Raw genomic sequence first — 2,573 nt, forward strand, 5'->3', positions numbered from 1 at the left:
ATGCTACCTTCATCGAACACCGTGAGGCGTCAGCCTGTCGGGCCGATCGGACCGGTCACTCCTGAAGTGGCTTGCTGCGCCGTCACGGCGGAGAGTTTCTGCCGTTTGAGCAGCATCGGCTTTTCATAGATCTTCTTCATGGTCACGGCCTCCCTCCGCAAAGTTCGATTGCGGCAGCGTCATCGCCGGCCGCGCTCCTGTCAAGCGGACCTGGTCGAGGGCCGGCCAACCCGAACGAAAATCCACGCCTCAATTCCTGTCGGCCGGCTTGGAACGCATGCGCGAAACCGTCTCGCGCTCGGCGCGTTTGGAGCGCAGCGGCGGCAGGTCGCGGTCGATCAGGTCCATGTCCTCCAGCACCATATCGCCCATGCGCTTGAAGGCGATGTCGAGCGCGCCGGCGCGGTGAGCCGAGCGCAGGAAGCCGGGCAGGGCGCGCACCGGATGGTCCCGCGCCAGCGGTTCTTCGGGAAAAACGTCGCTGGCGGCGACGATGTGGCCGCTCTTCACCGCCGCCATCAGCGCCGGGAAGTCCACCACGCCGGCGCGGCTGAGCAGGATGAAGGCAGCGCCCTTGCGCATGCCGGCAAAGGCGTCGGCACCGAGAAAACCCTGGTTCTCGCTGGTCACCGAGGCAACGACGAAGATGAAGTCGCTGGTCGACAGCACCTCGTCGAGGGAGGCCGGCTCGACGCCATTGTCGATGAGGATCGATGGCGGCAGCCATGGATCGAAGACTTTGGTGCGGGTGCGGAAGCCCGACAGCAGCCGGTTGAGCGCCCGGCCGAGATCGCCGAAACCGATGATGCCGACATCGGCGCCGGACAAGAGCCGCGCCGTCTGGTTGCCGTCGCCGCCCCACAGTTCCTGTCCCTGGCGGAAGGCGAGGTCGGCATCGACGATGCCGCGGGCGAGATTGAGTGCCATGGCAAGGCCAAGCTCCGCGACCGGCTCGGCGAACACCAGGCCGGTGGTGACGACATGGATGCCGCGCGCGAACAACGTCTCGTAGGGCATATTGTTGATGAGGTTGGTCTCGACATTGAAGACGCAGCGCAGTGTCTTCATCCGATCGAGCGTTTCGGGCGATATGGGCGGCTGGCCGATGATATAGCGCGCCTCGGCCAGCACGTCGGCCGGCAGTTTCGCGACGCCGTCAGCGGTCGTCTCGACGATGCGATAGTGCGCCTTGAGCCGCGCCAGCTGCCGGGCTGTGAAGATCAGGTCGAGCGTGCGTGGTTCAGGCGCACTGATGACCAGCGGCAAGGCGCTGTTGGACATGACTATTCCCTCTGTTCCCCAATGGCCAAAATACCTTGGATGAAACGATTTACAACATCGCGCGGCCGAGGAGAGCGGGATTGGCGCTGGGATGAGGTGACCTGTCGGAGCCGATATGTGCCGGCAATGCAACAGTGAAGAATCGTTTGACCGCGATGGCGTGGATACGACGTAAGAACCAGTAATGGCACAATTGACATGGGGCAGGGAATTGGTTCTGCTGGCGCCGTATCAATTCGGAGGGCACTTTACAGTGAAGAAATACGAGAAACCAACCTTGCAGAAGCGCGACAGGCTTTCGGGTGTCACGGCCCAGACTGCCCCATCGACACCTCCGCCGACGGCAACCTGAGCGGTTGGCGACTGACGCCTTCGCCCTATAAGGGCAATCAATATCGGCGATAGGGCGCCACTGGTCGCGCCCTATCGCATATTGGCCACGGGTGCCCGCCGTTGTCCCAGATGCCGGACCTTACGGCCGATGATCATCAGCTGGCGCGCGGTGTTGTTGCGCAGGCGCCGCACGCGCCATTCCAGCCCGGTGTCGGCGGTAATCGACTTGGCATAGTAACTGACCCGCATGCCATCCTCATCGGCAGCCACCTTGACCGGGTCGTCATAGAAGGCGTTGATCTTGTCAGCCGCCATGCCTGGAGTTTCGAGCCAGCGTGGAATGTGAACCGAATGGAGCTGATCGACATCGGTCATCACGCGGCCGATGCCGACGCCCGGCGTCGGACACGTGGTACAGAAAGCATCGCCGATGAAGATGACCCCGTCGCGGCGATGGCCTTGCGTCGTGCTCAGACTGATCTGCCTGACCTCGACAGGACTCGCGACTTCGAAGTTGCCGCATCGCACGGCTATTTCGGGCATCAATTCGCAGAGCATCTTTTGCGGCTCCTGGCGGAACGCCCGCGTCCACGGCTCGGCCACATTGCGATAGAGGAACATGTTCGCCCGCATCTTGTCGCCGAGGGGAAAGATGCTGATGTAGGCGATACGGTCGGCGGCCCGCCTGCTGTAGCAGGTGACGGACTGATGACCGAAATCGCTGGGCGAGATGGCGAGGTCGAATCCCATCGACAATGAATGCGCCTTCGATTGCTCGATACGCTCGACGCCGACGGCGCGCCGCACCGCCTCGCCGTGACCGGTTGCCACCACCAGCAGGCGGGCATCGATGACGGTGCCGTCGGCCAGCACAAGCCGCTGCCGGTCCGGTCCAGTCGAGACTTCGGTTACCTTGCCGACCGTCAGCGGCACTTGCGCCGTCAAGGCGTCGCGCAGGC

The 2,573-nt window shown here is 63.3% G+C and carries 3 protein-coding genes; all 3 read right to left on the minus strand.

The window, feature by feature from the left end; genetic code table 11:
• Positions 1-29: 29 nt before the first annotated feature.
• Positions 30-140, minus strand: coding sequence for a hypothetical protein (locus EOA22_RS30475; protein ID WP_082826510.1), 111 nt, complete (start codon positions 138-140; stop codon positions 30-32).
• Between the two features lie 109 nt (positions 141-249).
• Positions 250-1,281, minus strand: a complete 1,032-nt coding sequence (locus EOA22_RS30480; protein WP_063168637.1) for a hydroxyacid dehydrogenase — start codon at positions 1,279-1,281, stop codon at positions 250-252.
• A 423-nt stretch (positions 1,282-1,704) separates the two neighbouring features.
• Positions 1,705-2,573, minus strand: an 869-nt coding sequence (locus EOA22_RS30485) for an FAD-dependent monooxygenase (protein ID WP_164756035.1), incomplete at its 5' end; no start/stop codon positions are given.

It is taken from the genome of Mesorhizobium sp. M7A.F.Ca.US.014.04.1.1, from assembly GCF_003998745.1.
Lineage (GTDB): Bacteria > Pseudomonadota > Alphaproteobacteria > Rhizobiales > Rhizobiaceae > Mesorhizobium > Mesorhizobium ciceri.

Excerpts from the sequence above, each read along its gene's own strand:
- EOA22_RS30480 (WP_063168637.1), bottom strand. The coding sequence starts at position 1,281 with ATGTCCAACAGCGCCTTGCCGCTGGTCATCAGTGCGCCTGAACCACGC.
- EOA22_RS30475 (WP_082826510.1), bottom strand. The coding sequence starts at position 140 with ATGAAGAAGATCTATGAAAAGCCGATGCTGCTCAAACGGCAGAAACTC.